Below are 25,017 nucleotides of genomic sequence, written 5' to 3'. Positions count from 1 at the left end.
AATGAGTCCAACTTTATGGGGTCACTTCATACGAGGGCTTTTTAAATGCTTTGGATTTGATTAGTTAGTCAGGTCGTCGAAAAATTTCTTCACGCCGTCAAAGAAACCTTTTTCCTTCGGACGGTGCTTTGCAGAATCGCCTCCCATGGAGTCGTCCAGTTCCTGCAGCAATTCTTTTTGTCTTGCAGACAGGTTAACCGGGGTCTCAACCACTACCTTACACATCAGGTCGCCGGTTACGCCGCTTCTTACCGACTTCACGCCTTTTCCGCGCAGACGGAACATACGGCCGGTTTGGGTCTCCGGGCTCACTTTCAGCTTCACTTTACCGTCAAGGGTCGGTACTTGCAGCTCGCCGCCCAGGGCAGCGGTTGTGAAACTCAGTGGTACTTCGCAGTACAGGTTATTGCCGTCACGCTGGAAGATATCATGCTCGCGCACATGAACCTGAACATACAGATCACCTGCCGGTGCACCGTTCTCTCCTGCTTCGCCTTCGCCGGTTAAGCGGATGCGGTCACCGGTATCAACGCCCGCCGGAATTTTAACCGACAAGGTTTTTGTTTTTTCTTTGCGACCATGACCATGACAGGCATTGCAAGGGTCGGAAATAATTTTGCCCCGCCCGGAACACGTCGGACAGGTTTGCTGGACAGCAAAGAAACCCTGACGCATTTGTACCTGACCGTTACCATGGCAGGTTGGGCACGTAGTCGGCGAAGTGCCTTTTTTCGCACCGGAGCCGTGACACGAATCACATTCCACCAGCGTAGGTACGCGGATTTCAACTTCTTTACCACGCACCGCTTCTTCAAGCGATAATTCCAGGTTGTAACGTAAATCAGCTCCCTGACGTGCGCGGGACTGACGTCCACCGCGGCCACCACCAAAGATATCGCCGAATACATCACCGAAGATGTCACCAAAGTCTGCGCCACCGCCGAAGCCTGCACCACCACGATTCGGATCCACACCGGCATGACCGTACTGATCATACGCAGCGCGTTTCTGCGAATCGGTCAGAACCTCATAGGCTTCCTGGATTTCCTTAAATTTTTCTTCCAGTGCTTTATCGCCCTGTGTGCGATCGGGGTGATATTTCATTGCCAGCTTTTTATACGCTTTCTTAATATCGCGTTCGCCAGCACCTTTATCTACACCCAGCACTTCGTAGTAGTCACGTTTCGACATATCGCTTACTTTTCCTACTCGTTACATCAAGCACCCGGTTCAAGTTGTCTTAAACCACACACTTTTAAATCATCCGGCAATGAGCCGGTCTTTACACGACAAAGGCGCAACAAGAACTTCCTGCTGCGCCCGGCTTGTACAGCACTCCGGCACAAAGTACCGGAGACACACTGACTACAGCTTATTTTTTGTCGTCTTTCACTTCTTCGAATTCAGCGTCAACAACGTCGTCTTCCGCTTTCTTACCGGAAGCTTGCTGTTCAGCACCGGCATCTGCGCCGCCCGCTGCACCGGCTTGCGCCTGAGCTGCTTCCATCAGTTTAGAAGACGCCTGGATAAGCTCCTGCGTTTTCGCTTCGATTTCAGCTTTGTCTTCGCCCTTAGTGGCGGTTTCCAGCGCTGAAATAGCGGCTTCGATTGGCGCTTTGTCGTCGGCACTTAATGCATCGCCAACTTCATCAAGCTGCTTACGGGTAGCGTGAATCATACCATCAGCCTGGTTACGGGCCTGAATCAGTTCTTCGAACTTCGCATCAGACTCTTTGTTTGCTTCCGCATCAGCAACCATTTTTTCGATTTCTTCATCGCTCAGACCAGAAGATGCTTTGATGGTGATCTTCTGCTCTTTACCAGTATCTTTGTCTTTCGCAGACACGTGCAGAATACCGTCGGCATCCAGGTCGAAAGTTACTTCGATTTGCGGTGTACCACGTGACGCAGGACGGATACCTTCAAGGTTGAACTGACCTAACGACTTGTTACCGGCAGCTTGCTTACGCTCACCTTGCAGTACGTGTACTGTTACCGCAGACTGGTTATCTTCCGCCGTTGAGAAGGTTTGCGATTTCTTAGTAGGAATCGTAGTGTTCTTCTCAATCAGTGACGTCATTACGCCACCCATGGTTTCAATACCCAGAGACAGAGGCGTCACGTCAAGCAGCAGTACGTCTTTCACATCACCGGACAATACACCGCCCTGGATTGCCGCACCAACAGCAACTGCTTCGTCAGGGTTCACGTCTTTACGTGGCTCTTTACCGAAGAAATCAGTAACGTACTTCTGAACCAGAGGCATGCGCGTCTGACCGCCAACCAGAATGATATCGTGGATATCAGATACTGACAGGTCAGCATCAGCCAGCGCCTGCTTAACAGGATTCAGAGAATCTTTCACCATGTCTTCAACCAGAGATTCCAGTTTCGCACGGGTCAGTTTAATCGCTAAGTGCTTAGGACCTGTCGCATCAGCAGTGATGTACGGCAGGTTAACTTCTGTTTGCTGTGAAGAAGACAGTTCAATTTTCGCTTTTTCACCGGCTTCTTTCAGACGTTGCATAGCCAGCGGATCTTTACGCAGGTCAATGCCCTGATCTTTCTTGAATTCGTCTACCAGGTAAGTAATTACACGGTTATCGAAGTCTTCACCACCTAAGTGAGTATCACCGTTAGTTGCCAGCACTTCGAAGGTGTGCTCGCCGTCAACTTCATCGATTTCGATGATAGAGATATCGAACGTACCACCACCTAAGTCGTAAACCGCAACAACGTTATCGCCTTTCTTCTTGTCCATGCCGTAAGCAAGGGCAGCAGCAGTCGGCTCGTTGATAATACGTTTTACTTCCAGACCAGCGATACGGCCGGCGTCTTTAGTCGCCTGACGCTGAGAGTCGTTGAAGTATGCAGGTACTGTGATAACAGCACCGGTTACTTCTTCGCCCAGGAAGTCTTCCGCAGTCTTCTTCATTTTCTTCAGCACTTCAGCTGAAATCTGAGGAGGCGCCATTTTTTCGCCTTTGGTCTCAACCCATGCATCACCATTGTCAGCTTTAACAATTTTGTAAGGCATGATGTCGATATCGCGCTGTACTTCTTTATCTTCGAAGCGGCGACCGATCAGACGCTTGATAGCGAATAAAGTATTTGTCGGGTTGGTTACTGCCTGACGCTTCGCAGACTGACCTACCAGAGTCTCACCATCGTTTGTGTAAGCGATGATAGAGGGGGTTGTGCGATCGCCTTCGGCGTTTTCAATTACGCGAGGTTTGTCGCCGTCTAGAACTGCGACACATGAATTCGTTGTACCTAAGTCGATACCAATGATTTTACCCATTACGTGTCTCCAAAATAAGAATCTTTAATTTCTGCATTATTAGTGGGGTTATTCCCGCACCATTTCAATAGTCGCCAGAAAAAATCTGTCGTTTTTGGCTTCCGCCCCGGTTAAGCCTGCGTATCAACGCCACCTTCAGGTGCACGGGACACCATCACCATGGCCGGACGAAGCAGGCGACCGTTAATTTGATACCCTTTCTGCATCACGGCCATTACGGTGTTCGGCGCATGATCTGCACTTTCCTGCATAGACATCGCCTGATGCAGTTCCGGGTTAAAACCTTCACCCTGTGGATCAATAGGTGTTAAACCGAATTTTTCAATTGTGCTGACGAAAGATTTCAGCGTCATATCCACGCCTTCAAGCAATGGCTTAACCGCATCGTTTTCACCGTCACCGGCCTGGATAGCACGTTCCAGATTATCGATAACCGGAAGCAGTTCACCGGCAAAACGCTCTAACGCGAATTTACGGGCTTTTTCCACTTCAGCTTCAGCACGACGGCGGGCATTTTCCATATCAGCACGGGCACGTAATACGCTGTCCTGTTGTTCTTTAATCTGCGCCTGAGCGTCAGATAAAGCCGTTTCCAGTTCGTAAACTTTCTGCTCGTGCTCAGAAACCGGTTGCGCCTCTGCAGCGTCTTCGTTAACTACTTCACCCTGAATCACTTCTGCGTCTTCAGGCTGTTTTTGATCCTGCACGTCGCGATCTTCGCTCATGCTATCCTCCCAACAATACTCATCTGCGGTGAATTTTTGCTTAGCGGCCTGCACAGGAAAGTCCGTGCCACAGGCTGCGTGAATGCGTTCAGTGGGGCTATTAATGGGGTTACTTACCCACCCTTCAAGGGTATCCATGAAAAATTTGTGGCTAAACCGCGATTTTTTTCTGATTTGCTTGCCAACGGGTTTGCTGTAGAGTTTGTTAACGAATTGTTTTCATCTCTTTCTGGTCATGTTTAGTATCTGGACTGTCGGCGTTATTACCGTGATTTATCTCACGTTTTTGTTTCTTGTTGCCTTCTGGGGAGACAAGCGTTTGCGCGACAATCAGCAGCATCCGGTGCTGTACAGTTTAGGGTTAGGCATTCACTGCACTTCCTGGGCATTTTTCGGCACAACCACTCAGGCGTCACAATTTGGCTGGGCACTGGTACCGACGTATGCCGGGATCATTGCCGGTATGGCTTTTCTTTTTCCGGTGCTGATAAAAATTTCCCGTTATTGCCAGAAAAATAATGTGACCTCACTGGCAGACTTCTTCGCCCTGCGCTTCAGGCATTCACATTTTCTGGCTGCCTCAGTCACCGTATTGTGTTTTACCGGCGTTATCCCGTACATTGCACTTCAACTCGATGCCATTTCAGCCAGTATCCGCCTGATTGCTTATGATGCGGAACAGGGAACCAACACGGTTGGCTTGTATGTCGCCGGACTCATGGCTCTGTTTGCCATTTTGTTCGGTACACGCACATTAAACCTTACCGATAAACATCCCGGGCTGGTGCTGACCATTGCCGTAGAATCGGTGGTGAAACTGGTAGGGCTTTCCATCGTCGGTATTTTTGTCTGCTATGGCCTGTTCAGCGGGCCTTTTGACTTAATCGCTCAGGCTGCCAGTCACCCCGTTGCCAGAGAAGTGCTGTACGCAGACAGCGCACCGCTGGTGTATGCCAGTCACGTCCTGCTGGGAGTTTGCTCACTTTTTGTATTGCCCAGACAATTTCATATGAATTTTGTTGAGTGTAACGGTGAAGGAGAAATGCGCACCGCACGCTGGCTGTTTCCTCTCTACCTGCTTGGCATGACGACGTTTATTCTGCCGGTTGCACTGGCCGGGCACGTGTTACTGGACACCTCAGTGGTAAAAACAGACGCCTTTGTACTGGCATTACCATTACAGGCCGGCAATGCCGGTGTGGCGCTGGCCGCGCTGATAGGTGGTCTGTCAGCCACCACCAGTATGATTATCGTGGCAACCCTTGCCCTTGGCATCATGATTTCCAACAACCTTATCACGCCTTTATGGCTGAAAATCCGCCTCAAAGACGATCCACATAACACCATGACGCCGTCGACCCTGCTGACAGTACGACGTTTAACCGTGCTTGTTGTGCTGTCAGTGGCGTACTGGTATCACGTGAACGTCAGTCAGTCTGCACCACTGGTGAAAAGCGGTGTGATTGCTATTGCGTTACTTGGTCAACTGCTGCCGGCAATGTTGTTAAGTCTGTACTGGAAAAAGACATCAAAGACAGCCGTCATTATTGCCATTTTCACCGGTTTTTGTTGCTGGTGCGCCTGGCTGCTCTACCCTTCTATTTTGTCGAGCTATTACTTTGAAAGTCCGCCGACTGAACTGGAGCTGGGCCGGAGTTTTATCATCAGCCTGTTTATTAACCTGGTCACACTGGCAGGATTGTCTCTGCTTTTTAATCAGGGCAGCGCCAGGTCTGTTCAGGCACCGGATACAGGCGATATCGTCAGCGACAGTCATCCTGATCTGGCAATCAGATTAAGAGATCTGTTCCTGCTCACCGGCCGGGTACTGGAGCCATCGGTGCACCGCACACTTAAAAGTCAGTTGTCCCATTCTTCTGCCTATGCAGAAGGGTTTGCCAGTGCAGGCCTGTTGTCACGGGTAGAAAAATTACTGGCTGCTCAGATGGGCACACCGGGTGCCCGTATTCTGCTTTCAGCCATTGCGCAAAAGCGCGGCGGCGAACTCAGTGACATCGTAGAATGGGTAGAAGAAGCTTCCCAGTCATTCCAGTTTAATCACGACATATTGCAGTCTTCGGTACAAAATATACAGCAAGGGATAAGCGTACTGGATCAGGATCTTTCCCTGCTGGCCTGGAACGACCGCTATACAGAGTTGTTTGGCTATCCACCGGGATTCCTGAAGGCCGGTATGCCGATCCAGTCCTTATTGCAGTACAACGCTGAGCGCGGCCTGCTGGGCAATCTTCCGGATGTTGAAACAGAAATAAGCAAACGGGTTGCTTACATGGAAAACGGCAGCAGTTACCAGTATATCCGCAAGCAACCCGACGGTCGGGTAATAGAGCTTAACGGCAGCCCGTTGCCCCACGGTGGTTACGTAACTACCTACAGCGACATTACGGCCTATATACGCATTCAGGATGAACTGCGGGCAGCAAAAGAAGATCTTGAGGTTCGCGTAGCACAACGTACGGCTCAGCTTGAACAGGCGAAGCAGGAAGCCGACCGGGCGAGCGAAAGTAAAACCCGCTTTCTGGCTGCTGCAGGTCACGATCTGATGCAACCTTTCAACGCCGCTACCCTGTTTGCCGGCATGTTGTCGCAGAAAACCGAAGGCACCGGACTGGCAAGTCTGTCACAGGGACTGGTGACATCGCTGAACAGTGCCGAATCATTGCTGTCTACCTTGCTGGATATGACTAAACTTGAGTCCGGAGTATTAGTCCCGCAAGTCACCGAATTTGCCCTCGACGACATGCTGACACCCTTGGTGGATGAGTTTAAGGTTATTGCAGAACAAAAAGCGCTGTCACTTCGTTATATTCCCTCTGCGCTGGTTGTGCGTTCAGACAAAAAACTGCTCCGGCGTATTATCCAGAATCTGATTTCAAACGCGATCCGGTACACCCCGGAAGGCAAAGTGCTGATTGGCGTCCGGCGACGGTCAGACAATCAGATTCAAATCAGGGTTTACGACACCGGAACCGGGATCCCTGCGGGTCAGCAAAAAGCGATTTTTAATGAATTTCATCAACTGGAACATTTACCCGGTAATCAGGGGCTGGGTCTGGGGCTGACCATTGTTGAAAGGATCAGCCAGCTTCTCGGTCATCCTGTTGCGCTGGAATCGGAAGTGGGTAAAGGAACGGTATTTACAGTGACGTTACCCCGTGGTGTAAGGGCACTGCAGAAAAGTAGCAATATGCTTGCAGCAGATATCAATCCAAACATGGCAAATACGGCAAACTGGCTGGCTGAAAAACACATTTTAGTGCTGGAAAACGATGACCAGATCATGACTGCGATGAAAACCCTGCTCACCGGTTGGGGCGCGACGGTCACCGGTAGTCAGTCATTGCAACAGGCCAGAGCCGTTTGTCCTCAGGCGCCGGATGTGATGCTGGTTGATTTTCACCTGGATTACGGCGAAAAAGGCACAACATCGGCCGTTGCGTTAAAAGACTTCTGGCAAAAAGATGTACCCGGTATTCTCAATACAGCGAACCGGGAAGACGGTGTGAGAGATGAAGCGGCAGCAGCGGGTTTGCGCTATTTACCTAAGCCGGTAAAACCCGCTGCCTTAAAGCGCATGCTGAAAAAGCTTATCATCACAGACGGGTAAACCACAGTCAGCCTGACTGCGCGCTTTATAGTCACAATTACCTGATGTACTGACACTACTCCGCGCCGGTGAGTTGACGGAAAAGCACGCCGGCACGGGTACGGTTTATCACGTTGAGTTTACGCAACACCGCCGAAGCATGTTGTTTCACTGTGGATTCGGAAATAGACAATTCCCAGGCAATCTGTTTGTTCAGCAAACCATCTGCCATCATTTTGAGCACTGTAAACTGATGCGGTGTGAGTTGAGCCAGTCGTTCTGCAAATTCTGCCTGAGCGGCGTCTTCATGAGAGGCTAATTCAGCCTCCAGCCCGTCCGGCAACCATTGACCACCATCCAGCACCTGACTGACGGCACCGGCAATTAACGGCAATGGCGTTGATTTGGGAATATAACCGCTGGCCCCCAGATCGATGGCTTTACGAATAAGATCCGGTTTGTCCTCCGCTGACACCATCACCACCAGCACATCAGGAAATGTGGTGCGAAGTTCACTCAACCCTGTGAGTCCATCGTTGCCTGGCATGTGAATGTCCAGGAACACCAGTTCAATACTATCATCCTGAATCAGGGCGTCTCTGGCTTCACTGAATGTTGAGGCCTCAACCACTGACTCACCGGTGATACCGGCCAGCGCCTGGCGCATGGCGGCGCGGAATAACGGGTGATCATCAGCTATCAGTACATTGGCCTGCATGGGTAAATCCGTTTGAGTCATATTCATGAATTACTTTGACGAAGTCTGCCTCCGGGTTCAAGTCATCAAACACAAAAAGGCGGCCCTTGCCGCCTTTAAGAGTTTACACACAATCAGAGTCAGAACCGGTAGCCTACGGTAAGTTGTACCGTGCGCGGATCGCCGTAATAGCCAATCAGCGTGGTATCGTTACCCAAACCGGGACCGTAACTGCCATCCTCATTACGGGTGACAAAGTCATAACCGCCAACCAGATATTCTTCGTCAGTCAGGTTTTTCACATGCAGACCACCGTACCAGTTACCTTCCATGCTTTCCCAGCTTACGCCAAAGTTGACCATACCGTACGCGTCTTGCTCAATAAGGTCGCTGGTTTCAAACAGCAGATAGTCATCACGGTAGTAATAGTTTGCGTTGAAAATGAAATCACCCATGCTGGTTTGCAATAAATAGTTTGCACCGAAATTCAGAGTGTTTTCCGGTGTGCTTGCCAGTCCGATTAGCGGCGGCGTTGCATTATTCTCTTTAATTTCAAAATCGATAAAACCGTAGGCCAGATCAAACTTCAGCGCCTCATTCACCACGTAGGTCATCTCCAGCTCAATACCCGAGGCGGCAGTTTCAGCGGCGTTTCTCAGACGCTGAAGCAATGCGGTGGGATCATCGGAGTTACCTTCAATACCGATATACTGACGATCTTTATGGTTGTAGCTGAAAGCCGTGGCATTAACGCGGAACTGACTGGTTAAATCACTTTTCACGCCCAGTTCAAACGAGTCCACCACTTCCGGTGAAACACCGGGTTCATTGATTGTCGCGCGGGGGTTAAACGTACCGGACTTAAAGCCCTGAGAATAACTGGCGAAGAACATGGTGTCCCTGGTGTACTGATATTCTACCCCGACCCGCGGCGTAAAACGTGACCAGCTTTCTTTTGCCGGCGCATCAAGCACGCCGTCGCCATCGGAATCGCTGCCCAGCACCTGCGGCATAGTCAGACCGTCAGGACGGACATAACCGTCAATCCAGCCGGATTCAGGGTACAGATTAAACAATACCGTGCCATTATTTACCGTTGCCTGTTTTTCTTCGTCGGTATAACGGGCCCCCAGAGACAGAGAGAGTTTATCGGTAATATCGTAATTTAACTGGGTATACGCCGCCCAGCTTTCACTGTTATTACAACCGGACACTTCACGGGTGAAACCCGGCGTACCTTCAGGGAAGATGCCAAGCGCCGCGTAGTCCCGCCCCAGCACACCAAGTACCGCATCAAATACACCGCAGGATTCACCGTCATAATAATACAGACCGCTCACCAGGCTGAACGCACTGCCGGTATAGTTCGCCTGAATTTCGTGAGTATCGTTAGAATCATCGTAAATGGCCGGTACGTCAAAAATATCCAGCTGAGTATTATCAAAATCGATATTGGTATCAGAAAAGCTCTCACGGTGGGAGCCGATATATTTCAGTTCCAGATTTTCATTCACATTGTATCTGGCGAGCCAGCTGAAGCCTTCCAGTTCAACATAGTTGTCTGTGGGCATGCTGGTGTAAGAGTCGAAAACGGAATCCGGTTGCGGTGCGTCGGTACGTAAGCTTGGCAGTAACCGGTAACCCCCTTTGGCATTTGAATCATCTTCGGTTTTATCCCAGCCGAAACGTAAAAACAGGTTATCAGACGGATGAATTTCCAGAGTCAGTCTGGCAGCCCACAGATCTTTGTTGTAGTTTTCTGTATCCTGGCCATCCAGTGCAGAGATCAGAAACTCACCGTAGCCATCGCGGTTCAGGTTTGCATAACCCACACCCAGGTAAACTTTGTCTTCAATCAGCGGCATCTGACCGGTTAATTTCATGTCGCGGCGGCTGTAATTGCCCAGTGTCACTTCAGCGTTAAACTGAGGTTCGCCGGTCATTTCTTTCGTGACATATTTCACCGCACCACCAATGGTGTTCTTACCGTACAGTGTGCCCTGCGGCCCCCGCAGCACTTCAATTCGCTGTACATCAAGTAAATCCAGCACCGCGCCCTGTGGCCGTGCCATATACACATCATCAATGTAAATCCCCACACCGGGTTCATAACCCCAAAGCGGATCCTGCTGACCCAGCCCGCGGATAAATGCTGTTAAGGTAGAGTTAGTACCACGGCTGGTTTGCATAGTGGTATTCGGTGAGAACTGCTGAATTTCCGTCAGCACGCTGATGCCCTTTTCTGTCAACTCAGTAGCACCGATTGAAGTAATAGCAACAGGCGTTTCCTGTAGTGACTCTACCGTTTTACGGGCCGTCACCTCAATGCGCTCTAATTTGCCTCTGCTTTCATCGTTGTTTTGCTGTGCAAATGCAGTCTGAGTGCTTAAGCATGCGGCTGTGACCGCTACTGCACTTAGCGTGCGGGTAAAGCGGTTAACGGGTTTCTGTGCGTTTATCATGATGTGTCCCTTTTGTTATCTGTTTCAACTATTCGGCACTGAAGCTGCGGTCTGAGGTAAACTCTATGTTAATTTTTTGTAGCAGTAAGTAGTACCATCGTACTATGGGCATCTTACTGATTTAACGACACAATCTTTTCAGTTCCTGAAGCGTCTGCGGTCACAGATTGTTATTAAGGAACCCGATATGATCAGTATGATTGGCCTTACAGGCGGGCTTGCCCTCCTCATTGTGCTTACCATCCGCGGCATGAATTTATTTATTGCTGCTCCGCTTTGCGCCGTTATTGTTGCGCTTACCAGCGGTATTCCTCTTTTTCAGGGCGAAGAGAATTTTGTCACCCTCTACATGGGTGGCTTTTCCGGCTTCATTGCGGCCTGGTTTTTTATGTTTTTGCTGGGGGCTATTTTCGGTAAATTCATGGAAGATACCGGTGCGGCAGACTCCGTGGCCCGCTGGATAGTCGATAAGCTGGGTTTTAAACATGCCGTGCTGGCTGTGGTGCTTGCCTGCGCCATTTTAACTTACGGTGGTGTAAGTCTGTTTGTCGTGGCATTTTCGGTGTACCCCATGGCGCTCAGCCTGTTTAAAGACGCCAATCTGCCCCGCCGTTTTATTCCGGCTACACTGGCGTTCGGCTCTGTCACTTTCACCATGACATCAGCAGGTTCACCTGAAATCCAAAACTGGATCCCGATAAAATATCTGGGTACATCTCCCTTTGCAGCATGGGAAGTCAGCTTGCTGGTTGCTGTCTTTATGGCCTCATTCGGTTACTGGTGGCTGAAGCGCATGATTAGCCGTGCCATCGCTAACGGCGAAAAGTTTGAAAGCCGCACCGGGGATCCAGAAATTGAAGCCAGAGATTACCCCAGTCCGCTGACCGGCATACTGCCCCTGTTTGTCGTACTGGCATTATCCTTTTTACTCCATGACAGCATGGCGCAACTGGCATTAATCGTTGCACTGGCAGGCGGCGTACTGACGCTGATGATCATCAATTTCCGCTACTTTCATAATTTATCCGCCGCCATTAACGATGGCACAACCGGTGCTCTGGTCGCCATTGGCAACACCGCAGCCGTGGTGGGTTTCGGTGCCATCGCCAAACACACAGAGGCTTTTCAGCAAACCGTTGAAATTATGACACATATTCCGGGCAATGAACTGATTGGCGCAGCGATTGCGGTCAGTGTCATTGCCGGACTCACCGGCTCGGCGTCCGGCGGCCAGGCCATTGTTTTACCGCTGGTTGCACCGCATTATATTGACCAGGGCGTACAGCCCGAACAATTGCACCGTATCGTGTCTATTTCATCCGGCGCGCTGGATTCATTGCCGCATAATGGTTACGTTGTTACCACCATCCGTGCTATTTGTCGCGAAACCCACAAAGCCGCATACGGTGCCATGGCCGCACTGACCGTGGTAGTGCCGGTTATTGGCTTAGCTATTGCCATTACGCTGTTCAGTCTGTTTTAAGGAAAATGATGACTACATTTATGACTAATTTTCGTAGCATACTGGTAAGGTTAATTGTCTTATTCGCGGTAGCCGTCCAACCGGCCTGTGCCGCCACACCGCCCAACCAGTCAGGTACAGCCATGTTGATGACAGAAAAGCAGGTTTTCACTACTACACAGTTTGAAACTTACGGCGGAGAAATTATTCCTGAAGTGAAAGTTGGCTGGGAAAGTTACGGCAAACTCAACGACGCCAAAGATAACGTCATACTTATCACGCATTATTTTTCGGGAAACTCTCACGCCGCCGGCCGGTATCACGAAGATGATGCTGAACCCGGATACTGGGATGCCATTATCGGCCCCGGCAAGGCCATAGACACCAATAAATTCTTTGTGATCAGTGTGGATTCTCTGGTAAACCTGTCCGCTTACGACCCGAATGTGGTGACCACAGGCCCGGCCACCATTAATCCGGAAACCGGTAAGCCTTATGGTTTGTCGTTTCCGGTGGTGACCATCCGCGATTTTGTCAACGTACAAAAACTCGTACTGGAAAGCCTTGGCATTTCATCGCTGCATGCCGTTGCCGGTCCTTCTATGGGCTCGATGCAGGCACAGGAATGGGCCGCGACTTACCCGGACTGGGTGCCCCGAATGGTTGCCGTGATCCCTGCGGCTCAGGCTGACGCCTGGACCACCGCCGCGCTGGAACAGTGGGCTTTGCCAGTCCGGCTGGATAAGCACTGGAATAACGGTGATTACACCCGTGATAATCCGCCAAAAGACGGTCTGGTCGTGGCACTCATGAGCATTACTCTGCAGGCGCTGCATCCGGATTTTTTCAATCAGCAAGGCAAAGCGCTGGGCTATACCCCACAGGAAAAAGGCCCGCTTGAGGATATTCATGCCACCCATTCAATCATTAACTGGCTCAGAAGCCGGGCAGAAGACCGTGCTGATTTAATGGATGCCAACCATCTGCTTTATCTGGTTCGCGCAAATCAATTGTTCGTTGCCGGCTACCGGGGATCCCTGCAAGAGGGGCTGAAGAACGTTAAGGCGAAAACGCTGTATTTGCCCGCTGAAACCGATCTTCTGCTTATGCCATACATGGCTGAAGCTCCCCATGGTATTTTGAAATCTCAAGGCAAGAATACGCAACTCAGTTATCTGAAAGGCGCGCTGGGGCATCTTGAAGGAGTGGCAGACATCAAACAAAAAGAACAACTGCTGCGCCGGTTTTTAAACGACGAAACTGAATGATGCACCCGGTTCCTCATTCAAACATTCACGATTCATAACGGAAACACGATTTATGCACGGATTGAAAAACAACGCCACCGCCGCCCTGCTCTCAGCATTTTTTAGCGCCGGCGCAATGGCACAGGTGCCGGCGCTTAACCTCGATACTGATCACATCACAGTGTCAGGCTTGTCTTCCGGCGGTTACATGGCCAATCAGTTTCACCTGGCTTACAGCGACTGGATTGACGGAGCGGGTATTCTGGCGGCTGGCCCTTATTACTGCGCAAAAGGTGATATCAGCACAGCGCTGAGTCAGTGTGTAGATAAAACTGAACCAGCCATTGATGTGAATGCACTCACCGGAAAAGTAAAAACGCTGGCGCAGGAAGGAAAACTGGCCCCTTTGTCAGCACTGCAAAACGATAAGGTCTGGTTATTTCACGGCACCCGCGACGTACGGGTAAACAGCGCAGTCAGTGATGCATTAAACGCCCAGTATGCGGCTTTGATGCCGGCTGAACAAATTACTTACGTTAACAATAAACCGGTTGCCCATTTATTTCCTACAAAGAACAACGGCGGACAGTGTATGTCCTCTGACTCACCTTATATCGGCCGTTGTGACTATGATGCAGCAGGTGAAATGCTCAACTTTCTGCTGGACGGTTTACAACCCGCCAGCGACAAGCTGAGTGGTGAGGTAGTGAGTTTCAGTCAGCAGACACTCGCCGGCGATAATGCCTCGACTATGGCAGAAACCGGCTATGCTTATATTCCTGCCAGTTGCCGTGAAGGTGAACAATGCCGGGTGCATGTCAGTTTTCATGGTTGTAATCAGTACGCAGAAGCAGTGGGCAAAGCTTACGTAGAGCAAACCGGCTTGAATAACTGGGCCGACAGTAACAATATGGTGGTGGTGTACCCGCAAACCCGCAAATCGCTTTTCATGCCTTTAAATCCTCAGGGCTGCTGGGACTGGTGGGGTTACACCGGAGAAGATTACGCCACTCGCAGCGGAGAGCAGATTAATGCCGTCCGCGATATCGTTCTTGGATTATCATCAAATTAAGGTTCTATCATGGCTTTGAATATATTTATCACTGGCGGTGCCAGTGGCATCGGGTATGGCATTGCTGAATCACTGGCAAATGACGGGCATCATCTACTCATTGCAGATATTAATCTTGATGCCGCTGAGTCTGCTGCTCAGCAATTAAAGGACGCCGGCTTCAGCGCGCAGGCCGTTGAAGTTAACGTATGCGATGCTGAGCAGGTCGCAGCACTTCCCGGCAAACTGGGAGACGTGAAGGTAGATGTGCTTATCAACAACGCCGGCATCCAGCATGTGTCTAAAATTGAGGATTTTCCGGCCGAAAAATGGCAGCAGCTCATCAACATTATGCTGGTTGGTCCTGCCCTGCTTACACAGGCATTTTTACCCGGTATGCGCGCTGATGATTTTGGCCGCATTATCAATGTAGGCTCAATACACTCGCTGGTTGCCTCTCCTTATAAATCGGCTTACGTCGCAGCCAAGCACGGCTTGCTTGGCTTTGCCAAAACCATTGCGCTTGAAACCGGCGACTGCAACGTCACCATCAATACCATTTGCCCTTCCTACGTAAAAACGCCGCTGGTAGACAAGCAGATTGCTGCCCAGGCTAAGGAAAACGGGATCAGCGAAGAAGAAGTGTTAAATGAAATTATGCTCAAGCCCATGCCTAAGAAAGCATTTATTTCAATGGACGAACTGGGCGCGACGGCGAAGTTTCTCATCAGCGACGGTGCACGCAATATCACCGGTCAGACCATGGTACTTGATGGCGGCTGGGTGGCGCGCTAACCCTTTCTTTTTTATCAAACTCTGTGCTAATGTCCGAAAAAATGTAGCAGCATGCGGGCATTAGCCAGATTATGACTTATCAAACCGTTGGCCTGATTGGTAAACCTGACCATACCGGCACTCAGGACAGTCTCAAACAAATAGCGACCTGGCTCGATAAGCGTGGTTGCCGCGTACTTATCGAAGAATCCATCATTGATGAGATGGATAACGACAAATACCCTGCCGCCAATTTAGTCACTATCGGAAAAGAAGCCGACCTAGCCGTGGTTATCGGTGGGGACGGCAGTATGCTGGGCGCAGCGCGTGTACTCTCCCGTTTTGACATTCATGTTGTCGGCGTAAACCGTGGAAACCTGGGTTTTTTAACCGATATCCACCCGGACCAGATTGAAGAGCAACTGGATATTATTTTTTCCGGTGAAACCGTGGTTGAAGAGCGCTTCCTGCTGGAAGTGTGTGTGTATCGCCACGAAAAACTGAAGAGCAATAATGCCGCGATGAACGAAGTAGTATTGCACCACGGTAAAGTGGCTCACATGATGGAGTTTGAGATTTATATCGACGGCCAGTTTGTGTTCAGTCAGCGCTCAGACGGGTTAATTGTTGCCACACCTACCGGCTCCACGGCTTACTCTTTATCTGCCGGCGGCCCTATCATTGTACCCCACCTGGATGCATTAACCCTGGTGCCCATGTTCCCTCATACCCTCAGCAGCCGTCCGATTGTGGTGGACTCAAAAAGCACTATTTCTATGCGGGTATCAAAAGTAAACAGCGACAGCCTGCAAGTGAGCTGCGACAGTCATATTGTATTGCCAGTTCTGCCCGGGGATGAGATCCGCGTGCATAAAAGTCAGGATACCCTGCGCCTTGTGCACCCTAAAGGCTACAGCTATTTCAATGTTCTGCGGAATAAACTGAGCTGGGGCAGCAAGCTTTACTGATCCTCCCGGGCAGTATGCCCGGTTAAAACTCATACCCCAACATTTGAATATCCCGGGCGAAATGGTTAGCCACCTTTTCCGCCAGGTCATCATCGTAGTAAGCGCGGTAGCGTTTTCTGTCATCCGCTTTACGCTTATGGGGCAGCTTGATTTTTTTCAGGCCAATATGCTCACAGATGTTATCGAAATCCCCTTGCAGGTTTTCGTATTTGCCGACTTTATTTACCAGTACATTGCCATGCAAATCCACCAGATAGTCAGACTGTAATTGCAGCGAAGTATCAATGTGGTACTGGTAAGGCCGCGCCGGATCAAACTTGAAACGCATGAAATCTTTAAAGTTGTCATGCCCTTCCAGAACCTGAGGGCGTTCCCGCTTGATGTGATAAAAGGAGCTGACCTGCAAATCCCAGGGATTGCGCACAAAGGCAAATTTATACAGATTACTAAAATAATCCGCCGGCAACATTTCACTGGCTGCCACAATGCGGCTGTGACGGGGAAAACGGCATCCCAGTTTATGCCCGGTGAACTGGCTCAGCTTGTTCACCACAAACTGCGGCAGACCGTATTTAATATCCCAACGGTGAGAGGATAAGGCTTTTCTTACACTGGTACCGCCGGTTTTGGCGATATGAACAAACAAAAACTGATGCTTATGGGATAACAACAAAACAGCGTCCTTACTTTTTTTCTTATTACGGCTCAGAATACGGTTGTCAGATGACAGAAAAAAGCCACTTTATGCATATTCACTGCAAATTACACGAAAATTGTAGTAGGTGCTAACGGGCCAGCAAAGAGGTAAACACCTGAAAAGCAGGCGTATCAGGATGTAGCCAGTCGAAATGTCCGGCGCGTTCCACTACAACAAAAGTGGCCTCAGGTATGGGATTCTGTTCAATGGCCACCGTAATGTCCTGCTCACCGGCAAGGATCCAAAGCGGTGTACCGTAACTGTAACTGACAGGATTTGCCTCAGCCCAGGCCTCGGGATCGTCCTCCCGGCGGCTTCCCATGAATGAAGTCACAGCTTGCTGACAACTGCTTGCGCCCTGTGAGTAAGCCACGATGTCTGTAACGGGCGCAAGCCCGGTGATACGCGCCACAGGTAATGTGATTTGCTGACTGGCCAGCAATGCAAGGTGACCGCCTGAAGAGTGTCCGGCCAGCGTAACGCTGGTTTCGTCAAACGGATACTCATTCTGCTGATAAATATAATTGATGCTTTGTACGACATCTTCCAGCGTACCCGGCCAGCCGCCGCCCTCATCCCCGCTGCGGCGAAAACCCGGCACCCACACAGCAAAACCGTCTTCCTGAAGCGCCGAGGCAAGAGGATAGAGTTGTTCCGGTCCGTACTGATTTGACCAGCAGCCGCCGTGGATCACAATCACCAGCGGCGGTGATACTACGTCTGCGGGCATCCACAAATCGCCGGTTTGCAATGGCTCTTCGCCATAAGCCATATTTACATCAGGGGATGTGGCATTCAGAGCCAGCACCTGGCGGTAACTGACATTTTCTGTCACTGTTATGTCAGGCTCACTGACAGCCGGCGCAGACCGGCTGGTGCTGTCTCCCGAACCACCACACCCTGTCAGTAATAAAACACACACCGCCACAATGCCTGTCATTTTCATAGTGCTAACCACCTGTCAGACTCTGTTTACTGCATTTATTACAGTATAGTTGATCGCCACCAGCATTCTACAGGGTTCAAACAGACTGTGAGACCGGCACGGGATTTGATACCATGCCCGCGATTTTACCCCAGCCGGATAAGACCATGGCCAAACCTGAACCCGTTGTAGAAATGCTGACTTTTGGTATCCATTCAAAGTGGGATGCTGAAGACAAAGCGTTACCTAAGATAAAGACGTTTACCCTTGATATCCCCCTTGAACTGGATATTGAATTCGGCTTCATTGTGAATATCAAGCGGGCGAAAAATCAAAAGGTCCGGTACTGTATTTATCACCCCGACATACCGGGTAAAGACGGAGAGCCCATGGCGCCCTTCGACGGTGAAGAATATGTACGCTCAAACGACTGGGATTTTTATCTGGGGGATACGCTCTGGGAGCCCCTTGACGATAAAGCCGGTGACTGGCGCATGACACTGGAATTAAACGGCAGCATTATTGCTGATAAAACCTTCACTGTAGAGCATGAACTCCCATACGAAGGCGCTCAGTTCTGGCAACGCCGCAAACCTAAACTGAAACGCTGGTAACCGGCCCGTTGATATTTGCACAAGCTGGTCTGAACACACCCGAGGATGTTGATATTTGAACATCCCGGGCAGAAATAAAAACGCAGGCCGGGCATATTGGTACACTCCGGCAAGCATGTTGTTATGTTTCAATGAGTTTCTGCCATGTTTCAATCCCCATTTTCAGCTTCCCTCTTTGCATTCCGCCAGACGGCTTTTCGTTATGTAGATCTACGTATTCTGTTTGCGTTACTCATCCTGACTTATCCGTTCAGTGCATTTTCAGAAGAACCCGCTAAGCCCGCTGCGCCGTTTACCGTCGATCCGACTCTATTTACGAAGCAAGGCGACACTTTCCCTGCACTTAAATCGCCGGATGGTGTACAACACTTTACCGTATTTGAAGGTGTTCAAACTCAGGCGGGCTACAACCACGGCGCTGTGCTCACCGGCTTTAAAGGACAACTTTTCTGCCAGTGGCAAACATCAGGCAAAGATGAAGACGGACCCGGCACCCATGTCATTTACAGTTTCAGTGAAGACGGAGAACACTGGAATAACTCCCGTGTGCTTGCACCGGCCAGGGAGCACGCCATTGTCACCAGCGGCGGTTGGTGGACGCAGGGAGATACCTTAATTGCGTTTATTAATGTATGGCCAGACGATGCACCACAAAAGCAGGGTTATACAGAATATGCAACAAGTTCAGATGGCATTAACTGGAGTGCGTTTAAACCGGTTACCGGTGCCGGCGGACGCCCGGTACAAGGTATTATTGAACAGGATTTGAAAGCCTTACCGCCAGGTCGCATTCTTACGGTTTTTCACATGCAACCGGGTTTGCATGCGACACCTTATTACACTGAAGACCCCTCAGCCACGTCAGGATGGACAGCGGGCAATTTCACTAATTTACCCCACAAAGACACCATCAGCCGGGAGCTTGAACCGTCATCCTTTGTTGATGCAGACAACAACATTGTTATGACATTTCGTGATCAGGCCGGCAGCTTTCGAGTGCTGGCATCGGTAAGTAAAGATAACGGTGACACCTGGTCTTTACCTGTGGTTACCAATATGCCTGATTCACGGGCCAAACAGAGCGCCGGTAATTTACCCGATGGCACCGCCTATCTGGTTAATAATCCCTCCGGCACGAAAGACCGGCTGCCGCTGGTTGTCACGCTCAGCCGTGACGGTAAACACTTTGATCATGCCCTGCTCGCCAGAGATGAATCTTCGTTGCCGCCGATGAAATTCGCCGGAAAATATAAACGCACCGGTTACAGTTACCCGAAGAGTATTGTCTGGCGTGATGCACTCTGGATCAGCTATGCCGTGAACAAGGAAGACATTGCCGTCACCCGAATACCGGTGAGTAGTTTGCGCGTTCAGGATAGCCTCGAAACAAACCCTGACCAATGATATGCTACCGGTAGCATTTTTTATGTACCGATACAGCGAGTACAGAACCGAATCGTTTTAACAGGTGAAATGAGTGACTCAGCAAGCTAATAAACAAACTAACGTCTGGTTAAGTCAGCACGAAGCAACCATCAGCAACAACAAAGACTATGGTGTTTCCCCCGTTGTTATGCCATCAGAAGCGGAAGTGGGCAAAGCCATGCTGGAAGAATTACTGAAAACAGCAGAAGGCAAAGACGGTGATATTAATATTGCCCTGCTTGGCGGGCGTGGCGCTCAGGCATTTCACCGTTTGCTGGGAGAAAAAGCAAAAGGCAGCGAACTGGATGATGTACTTGCGCGGCTGAACGTATTCACACAGGATGCACTGGCCCCCATGAGCATGCAAAACAGCCTGAGTTTTGTGCGGGATTTCGAGCGTATTCTTGGCGATGCATTCTTTGCCAAAATCAAAAGCTTCACCCCCATGCAAACGGATCTTGAAGATGTTCGGGCAGGTCTGGAAGATTACTTACAAAAACTTGAACGCCTTGGTGGTCTGGACATTTTCTTTATCGGTCACGGTCCGGAAGACAATGCGGCGTCTCACCTCGCTTACATCAAGCCTTTCTCCGGCGCAAAAGCCTCCCACATGGCAGGTCTCATTCCCATTTCTGCCAGTATTCTTGAGCACCACATCAGCAAATTTAAAGCCGGTGGCAGCGCAATCAGCCCGCAGGACGAAGCAGAATGCCGCGCAGCAGGGATGATTTTAACCCTCGGACCGGCCGCTATTCTGGGCGCGAAAAAACTGGTTCAGTCAGTGGTGGATGCCAGCACTGCACCGGCAAAAAAGGTAACCTACGCAAAGGTGCTGAACACTTCCATCAGCGAAGACGAAACCACTGCACAGGCCCAGCTTGATGAGAATCCCGGTTTATGGTTCCGCCTGCACCCGAATAAAGTGTCTTTCGTGTTGCCGGATGTGCTTGAAGTTACGCAATAATTAAACTGTCAGGTGGCCGTCTATGCATGTTACTGCCGCGCCACCTACCTTCACCGCATCTGGCGTAATGTCGAGATGCACTCTGCCTGCCCGTCCCAGTTTTTGCCCCTGCGATGACAGTAAACTTGATTTTTGGATAAGCGGCATATTATGAAAACGCATAAATGCCGCCACACTGCCATTGCCGCTGCCACACACGGGGTCTTCACTGACGCCGCAGGCTGGTGCAAATGAGCGCACTTCAATGTCGGCACTTCCGCTATCATATGCAGCAAATAAACAGGTTCCTGTTGCGCTATTTTCACTGTCTGCGGCTGCCAGAGCCGTATAATCCGGCTTCGCCTGCAATACCGATTCCGGCGTAAATGCCTTAGCAACAACCCAGCGGGCCCCCACATCAACAAGCGCCGGCGTAACACTGCGGTCAATCTGACAATTCAGAGCTTTTTCCAGTTTCTCCACTTCATCCTGAGTTAACAGCGTAATTACCGGCTCCGGTAACGTGAAAGCGATAGTGAGCGGTTGATCAGCATCACCGGAAACGTGCAGTGTAATAAGCCCTGCCGCACATTCCTGCACAATTTTGCCGTCTGCCGCAGTTATCAGACCGGCTTCAAGTAATGCGCTGGCTGTACCGATAGTGGGGTGACCGGCAAATGGTAACTCACTGCCGGGGGTAAATATCCGCACCCGATAGCTGGCCCGCTTATCCTCTGCAGGAAGCACAAAAGTAGTTTCAGATAAATTGGTCCAGTGAGCTATCGCTTGCATCTGCTGTGTTGTAAGCCCTGAGCCATCCATTACAACGGCAACAGGGTTGCCCTTAAACGGCACGCTGGTGAAAACATCAACCTGTTTAAATGCTCTTTTCATTATTTTACCTGATTGGGAGGGAGGCTTCTGGCCGCAAGTATTGCGGGCTTCATTTTTGCTCTATCGTATCTTACAAAAGTGATTATGTCTGACAATAACTACTACCAGCGTGATTGCAAACAACAACCAGGTAGCTGGCGCCGGTACTGCGGTTGCAGGAAGTGAAGCAACGTTCCCCACAAAGTAGTTGTCGACAATCGTGCCGTCCAAAGAATTGGCATAGAATCCGTCAGGAAGCACGAATGCAGGAGAGCCTCCAAGTATTAAATTCCAATTTAGTTCAGACAAATAATGAGTATCAAGCGGATCGCCATCAGTATCTATGGAGCGGATATACGCATAAGGACGCACTTCTAAATAAAGTGGAGAGTTTACTGCCATCAGAATATCGTCATAGCTAATCACTTCATCGACTAATTCAACACCATCCTCTACATCCGCGATGTGCTTATTCTGATAATATCCGGGCATGCTTACAGCTAATTCAAACCGGGTTTTACCGAAGCTTTCAAGGCTCAGTGAAGTATGTACAGAGCCTCTCACGTGACGAGGCGTTTCAGCCTCGGCCCCGTCATAAGTAATGTAAATATCCCCAATGGTAAAGCTCCCCCCCATATCTATATCTGTCAGTGCACCGTTAGGGCTCCACGGACGCTTTTGTACAGCCTCCCAACGAGCGCTGCCCGATGCGTAACCTCCCTGAATGTCTAAGCTGGAATAGCCGCTGCCCGGGCCGGTTGTCAGATAGATGGTGTCACTGTTTTTGTAGCTTCTCACTTCTGTAACGCCGCGAGAATCTATTTCCTGATGTCCTTTCAATATGGCAGAAGACAGAACCGGCATGTCTACGTTAAAATTCGGGTCGCCAAGTATTATCTCAGCTTGAGCGTTTTGCATCAGAATTGTACATGTCAAGATTAGCCTGATGATCTTATTCATCCTGTTTCCCTACTTTTTTCGTCGTTAATTCAAATGAATCGACCGGCCCACAAAAGCAATCATTCTGTTAACTAGTTCTGAAGGATTTCCTGTCCGGCAATTCTGCTTACTTCACATCGTCGACAGGGTAAGAATTTACGGATTGAATTGCTTGAGTGACACTTGATTAATTTTGAAAGACAGAAAATTCAATGGGTTAGGTTAATGACATTAAATACTGTCATTACCATCTGCTACAGACAAATAAGTTTAACTTATTCAGAATAAAAGCCTGGACACATTCCTTCTCAGACTGCTTATTTAACGCTATTTTGAGTTAGCCACGTCAGCACCGCCTCATCCACGCCGGAGGGATAAGGCACCCCATCTTCAACACCGCTGTACAGCAGGCACATATCTTCCCTGTTAATAAATACTCCGTGATATTTGTCCAGCCAGAAACGCAAATGCTGCTTTAGCTCCCGGGTGCCTTCAATGTGTTCAAACAAAGCCGGATTCGCTTCCAGCACATCGTGTATTTTCTGGTTGTTTTCAGCCAAACCAGTGTTGGTAATAGAGCGGCTTTGCGAGCAGACAAAACGCTCTTCTTTGTTCATTTGAGGCCAGTAGCGAACAAAAAATTTCTCATATTGCTCCTGCCGCGTAATACCTAACCGCTTTTCAAGTAACGCGACGAGTTCGTTACGCCGCTTAAGTTGTGCCATAAAGGCGGTATAAGTATGGGCCTGATAGGTGGCGATATCACTGGCGGCTTGCACTAAGCGTTGATGAGACCAGTACCGGTACATACTGGCAGCACTAAATATGAAGAGACCAAGCAAGGCAACCAGCAAGAAGGGTTTCATTTTCGATGGCGGGGTGAGCGAAGAAGAGGGTTCAATAGACACAACTTCTGGCATCAGAAAACCGATGCCTTTTACTGTTCGGATGTATTTCTGATCTTTGCCGTCATCGTCGAGCAATTGTCGGGTATCCGACACCAGACGCGATAACGACCAGTCAGACACAACGATTTCAGGCCACAGAATGTCATGCAGAGATTGCTTACTCACCGGCTGCGGACTTTGGCTGGCCAGCGCACTGAGGAGCTCAAACATTCTCACCGATATCTCGATGAGCTCCCCCTCTTTTCGCAACTCCCGATGCGTTATGTCGAGTAAAAAAGGGCCGAATGAATATTGACCGGCATGCGATTCCGTCACGGCAACAATGTTCTGAACAATAAATGACCATCATTCTACTGACTTTAGCCATTTTTTAAAGTGCTTACAGGTAACTGATTTATTGGGGAAGGGGCGAATAAGTCCCTGACGTGAGATCATAGCTGCACAGTAAATCAAAAGTCATCTCCTTCCCATGAGCCATCCATTACAACGGCAACAGGGTTGCCCTTAAACGGCACGCTGGTGAAAACATCAACCTGTTTAAATGCTCTTTTCATTATTTTACCTGATTGGTAGGGGGGCTTCTGGCCGCAAGTATTGCGGGCTTCATTTTGGCTCTATCGTACCTTACAAAATGCATTATGTTCAGATAGGGTAAGGATAATCAGAACAAAAAGGCGAAGTGACTATGTGCGGATTCATTCAGCGGGTGACAGATTGCCCCGCCGTCATTGACCTGCTAGAAGAAGTTGGCTTAACCACCACACTGCCCTTGTTTAAGGAAGAAAGCGGCGGGGTACTGAATTTCTATCCCGCTTTTGGTAAAAATCCGGCCCGTAAAATCACCAATCTGATAACAGCGCCTGACAACGTTATTGATGCGACCTGGTGGTTTGATGCCAGACCAGAGGGCGACGGACTGGTTATTGGTGACCGTACTACTTTCAATGCGCGTAATCTCGACAGTCCTTTCTGGAAACATGCGGTACGTTATCAAAGAGGTATTGTGGTTGCCACCGCAGTTGGCGAGTCGAATCCGCAGGGAAAAGGGAAAGTACACTACCTGATGGAAGCGCAGGGCGCCATGTTAATCGGTGCGGTGTACAGGCAGTTCGACAACGGCACGGCTGCCTGTGCAGTGATCACCAGACCGCCCCATCCCCGTTTCAGCCAGTTTCACGAAAAATCCATTCCGTGCTTTTTGCCCCACAACCGCGACGCTGTGAACGCCTGGTTAAATGGTGGACCGGACGATCCCGTAGTCAGTGCCATTCTGGACGAACCCAAACTATACACCGGTCTCACCGTCAGTGAGGTGAAAACCTTTAAAGGCGGTGAGAAAAACGGTGACTCCTGCTTTCTGGCACCGTCCGGTGAGGATATCGTATAAGCCGGCACTGTA

Annotated in this window: 21 protein-coding genes; 10 read left to right on the top strand and 11 right to left on the bottom strand. The window is 49.9% G+C overall.

Annotated elements, in window-relative coordinates; translation table 11 throughout:
- Nucleotides 1–60: 60 nt before the first annotated feature.
- From dnaJ to grpE, 3 genes are all read right to left on the bottom strand, one after another.
- Nucleotides 61–1,191: a molecular chaperone DnaJ gene (gene dnaJ / locus DS731_RS08600; protein WP_119500929.1), complete on the bottom strand. Its 1,131-nt coding sequence runs from the start codon at nt 1,189–1,191 to the stop codon at nt 61–63.
- Between the two features lie 181 nt (nt 1,192–1,372).
- Nucleotides 1,373–3,301 (bottom strand): molecular chaperone DnaK, encoded by a 1,929-nt coding sequence (dnaK, locus tag DS731_RS08595; protein WP_119500928.1) that lies wholly within the window; start codon nt 3,299–3,301, stop codon nt 1,373–1,375.
- 110 nt (nt 3,302–3,411) lie between these two features.
- Entirely contained in the window at nt 3,412–4,026 is a 615-nt protein-coding gene (gene grpE / locus DS731_RS08590) for a nucleotide exchange factor GrpE (RefSeq protein ID WP_119503362.1), read from the bottom strand.
- Nucleotides 4,027–4,261: 235 nt separating this feature from the next.
- On the opposite strand from grpE, the gene DS731_RS08585 reads away from it, so the two are divergent.
- Entirely contained in the window at nt 4,262–7,654 is a 3,393-nt protein-coding gene (locus DS731_RS08585) for a PAS domain-containing hybrid sensor histidine kinase/response regulator (RefSeq protein ID WP_119500927.1), read from the top strand.
- A gap of 55 nt (nt 7,655–7,709) precedes the next feature.
- Here the strand turns inward: DS731_RS08585 and DS731_RS08580 are convergent, their stop codons facing one another.
- Both DS731_RS08580 and DS731_RS08575 read right to left on the bottom strand, forming a co-directional pair.
- Nucleotides 7,710–8,351, bottom strand: a complete 642-nt coding sequence (locus DS731_RS08580; protein ID WP_119503361.1) for a response regulator — start codon at nt 8,349–8,351, stop codon at nt 7,710–7,712.
- A 119-nt stretch (nt 8,352–8,470) separates the two neighbouring features.
- Nucleotides 8,471–10,792, bottom strand: a complete 2,322-nt coding sequence (locus DS731_RS08575) for a TonB-dependent receptor (RefSeq protein WP_119500926.1) — start codon at nt 10,790–10,792, stop codon at nt 8,471–8,473.
- A 187-nt stretch (nt 10,793–10,979) separates the two neighbouring features.
- Between DS731_RS08575 and DS731_RS08570 the strand changes: the two genes are divergently transcribed.
- The 5 genes from DS731_RS08570 (at nt 10,980) to nadK (ending at nt 16,294) form a co-directional block, all read left to right on the top strand.
- Nucleotides 10,980–12,275, top strand: coding sequence for a GntP family permease (locus DS731_RS08570; RefSeq protein WP_119500925.1), 1,296 nt, complete (start codon nt 10,980–10,982; stop codon nt 12,273–12,275).
- A 20-nt stretch (nt 12,276–12,295) separates the two neighbouring features.
- Nucleotides 12,296–13,522, top strand: coding sequence for an E22 family MetX-like putative esterase (locus tag DS731_RS08565; RefSeq protein WP_119503360.1), 1,227 nt, complete (start codon nt 12,296–12,298; stop codon nt 13,520–13,522).
- A 52-nt stretch (nt 13,523–13,574) separates the two neighbouring features.
- Nucleotides 13,575–14,573 (top strand): extracellular catalytic domain type 2 short-chain-length polyhydroxyalkanoate depolymerase, encoded by a 999-nt coding sequence (locus tag DS731_RS08560; RefSeq protein WP_181013659.1) that lies wholly within the window; start codon nt 13,575–13,577, stop codon nt 14,571–14,573.
- Between the two features lie 9 nt (nt 14,574–14,582).
- Nucleotides 14,583–15,347 carry a 3-hydroxybutyrate dehydrogenase gene (locus DS731_RS08555; protein WP_119500924.1) on the top strand — a complete coding sequence of 255 codons (765 nt, stop codon included), beginning with the start codon at nt 14,583–14,585 and terminating at the stop codon, nt 15,345–15,347.
- Nucleotides 15,348–15,418: 71 nt separating this feature from the next.
- Complete coding sequence (gene nadK, locus DS731_RS08550) at nt 15,419–16,294, top strand: NAD(+) kinase (protein ID WP_119500923.1); 876 nt, start codon at nt 15,419–15,421, stop codon at nt 16,292–16,294.
- A gap of 22 nt (nt 16,295–16,316) precedes the next feature.
- On the opposite strand, the gene DS731_RS08545 is transcribed toward nadK, so the two are convergent.
- Both DS731_RS08545 and DS731_RS08540 read right to left on the bottom strand, forming a co-directional pair.
- Nucleotides 16,317–16,967: a sulfotransferase family 2 domain-containing protein gene (locus DS731_RS08545; protein WP_119500922.1), complete on the bottom strand. Its 651-nt coding sequence runs from the start codon at nt 16,965–16,967 to the stop codon at nt 16,317–16,319.
- Between the two features lie 112 nt (nt 16,968–17,079).
- Nucleotides 17,080–17,937: an alpha/beta fold hydrolase gene (locus DS731_RS08540; protein WP_119500921.1), complete on the bottom strand. Its 858-nt coding sequence runs from the start codon at nt 17,935–17,937 to the stop codon at nt 17,080–17,082.
- A 146-nt stretch (nt 17,938–18,083) separates the two neighbouring features.
- On the opposite strand from DS731_RS08540, the gene DS731_RS08535 reads away from it, so the two are divergent.
- From DS731_RS08535 to DS731_RS08525, 3 genes are all read left to right on the top strand, one after another.
- On the top strand, nt 18,084–18,530 hold the full coding sequence (locus tag DS731_RS08535) for a DUF3859 domain-containing protein (RefSeq protein ID WP_119500920.1): 447 nt from the start codon (nt 18,084–18,086) through the stop codon (nt 18,528–18,530).
- 144 nt (nt 18,531–18,674) lie between these two features.
- Entirely contained in the window at nt 18,675–19,934 is a 1,260-nt protein-coding gene (locus DS731_RS08530; protein WP_119500919.1) for a sialidase family protein, read from the top strand.
- A gap of 73 nt (nt 19,935–20,007) precedes the next feature.
- The gene (locus DS731_RS08525) at nt 20,008–20,919 is read left to right on the top strand and encodes a hypothetical protein (RefSeq protein WP_119500918.1); all 912 of its coding nucleotides are present in this window, start codon (nt 20,008–20,010) and stop codon (nt 20,917–20,919) included.
- Here DS731_RS08525 and DS731_RS08520 read toward each other — a convergent pair whose 3' ends face one another.
- From DS731_RS08520 to DS731_RS08505, 4 genes are all read right to left on the bottom strand, one after another.
- Entirely contained in the window at nt 20,920–21,792 is an 873-nt protein-coding gene (locus tag DS731_RS08520) for a PhzF family phenazine biosynthesis protein (RefSeq protein ID WP_232373513.1), read from the bottom strand. It abuts the gene before it with no gap.
- A 60-nt stretch (nt 21,793–21,852) separates the two neighbouring features.
- A complete protein-coding gene (locus DS731_RS22255) occupies nt 21,853–22,689 on the bottom strand; it encodes a hypothetical protein (RefSeq protein ID WP_232373512.1) in 837 nt (278 codons plus the stop codon).
- 338 nt (nt 22,690–23,027) lie between these two features.
- A complete protein-coding gene (locus DS731_RS08510) occupies nt 23,028–23,828 on the bottom strand; it encodes a winged helix-turn-helix domain-containing protein (RefSeq protein ID WP_119500916.1) in 801 nt (266 codons plus the stop codon).
- 239 nt (nt 23,829–24,067) lie between these two features.
- A complete protein-coding gene (locus tag DS731_RS08505) occupies nt 24,068–24,172 on the bottom strand; it encodes a PhzF family phenazine biosynthesis protein (protein WP_202980716.1) in 105 nt (34 codons plus the stop codon).
- A gap of 131 nt (nt 24,173–24,303) precedes the next feature.
- Between DS731_RS08505 and DS731_RS08500 the strand changes: the two genes are divergently transcribed.
- Complete coding sequence (locus tag DS731_RS08500) at nt 24,304–25,005, top strand: SOS response-associated peptidase family protein (RefSeq protein ID WP_119500915.1); 702 nt, start codon at nt 24,304–24,306, stop codon at nt 25,003–25,005.
- Nucleotides 25,006–25,017 lie beyond the last annotated feature (12 nt).

The organism is Alteromonas sp. RKMC-009 (genome assembly GCF_003584565.2).
In the GTDB taxonomy this organism is placed as follows: Bacteria; Pseudomonadota; Gammaproteobacteria; order Enterobacterales; family Alteromonadaceae; genus Alteromonas.
Note: the sequence above shows the minus strand (reverse complement) of the source record. Positions and strands in the feature narration are given on the sequence as shown.